Consider the following 1,586-nt stretch of genomic DNA (forward strand, 5'->3'; position numbering starts at 1 on the left):
GGCAGCCTCACCGACGAGGAGATCGGTGCCCTGGGCACCGCGCGGGCACCCGGTGACGTGACCATCGAGCACGACGATGACGGCGATATCGCCACCCTGGTCGTGAACCAGACCATCCCCATGTACGTGGACGCCGGAGGCCGCTTCGACATCGCCGCCGGCGGCTCCACCTATATCCAGGCGCTCAGCAACATCCGTGTCGGGACCGTCGACGTGGGCGATGACGCCCGGCTCCTGGCCAACGACAGCATCACCGTGGCCGACGGCGCGCCGGGCACGGTCACCGTCGGCGGCGACATTACCCTCGGGGCCTCCAATGGCTCGATCGGCGATGCCGACGGGGCCCCGCTGGCGCTGGATGTCGCGGGGACGCTCGGCGGTGTCTCCTCCTCCGGGGACGTGGCGCTGGAGTGGCTCAACGGCGACTTCGGCGTCGGCCGCGTGATCGTGGACGGCAGCGTCTACCTCGACGCCGCGGACGGCGATCTCTACCGCACGGTCGCCGATCTCAACGTCAGCGGCCAGTCGGTGACGCTCAAGGCCGACGGCGCGATCGGCGGGGCGGGGGCGCCCATCGACGTCCGCCTCACCGGCGTGGACGGTACCCTGGGCGCCGACAGCGGCGGCGACGCCTGGCTGACCAGCCCGGATGCCCTGACCCTCGGTAACGGGGAGATCGGCGGTGCCCTTACCCTGCGCGGTGACGCCGCGGTGGATGTCGCCGCCGATGCCCGTTTCGTCGTCGACGGGCATTTCGGGCTCACCGCCGCCTCCACCACCGTTGGCAGGGACGGCGGGTTCACGGCCTGGGAGGAGGCCGATTTCAATCTGGGCGACGGCGATCTGACCTTCCTGGAAGACGGCGGCATGACCGCCTGGGGCGGCCTCAGCGTGGTCTCCGGCGGCCTGAGCCTGCACCGGGACGCGAGCATTTCCGTGCCCGGCGCGACGGCCACCGTCACCACCGGTGACTGGCGTTTCGGGGAAGACACCGCGTTCTATTCAGATGGGCTGAACGCCGACATGGACAGCCTCACCATGGCGGCCGGCAGCCGGCTCAACGGTGATGACGGCGTGACCCTCCGGGTGGACGGCGACGCCCGCGTCGCGACCATCGACGTGGAAAGCGATGCACCCCTCGCGTTGGACGTCACCGGCGACATCACCGCCATTGCCGGCGACACCCCCAACCTCGTGACCTGGTCCGGCGGCAGGGTGGATGTAGATGCCGGCGGCGCCATCGGCACGGCGGACACGGCCCTCGCGATCAACGCGCCGACCTTCGAGCGCATCGAGGCCGGGGGCGGGGATGCGTACCTGACCTGGACGTCCGATACCACCGGCGGGCGCATCGAGGCCGCCGGGACGGTCACGCTCAACGGCGATCAGGCCGTCGATGCCGATACCGTGACCGCCCGCACGGGGGAGGTGACCGCCGATCTCGGCGCGTTCACCGCCGGGACCGTGAGCGCCGGCGATGCGGTGACCCTGACCACCGCGCGGGGGCTCGATATCGGCACGGCGCATGCCGCCACCTCGCTGACTGCGGATAACGCCGACGGCGTCTTCGCGCTGGACGAGGCGGT

General features: G+C 71.2%; 1 protein-coding gene. It reads left to right on the forward strand.

Going from position 1 to position 1,586, the window contains the following annotated elements:
• Positions 1-1,586: hypothetical protein (locus tag G7A99_RS19350; RefSeq protein WP_163143302.1), on the forward strand; the 1,586-nt coding region annotated here is incomplete at both ends.

This window comes from Arhodomonas sp. KWT (assembly GCF_010993615.1).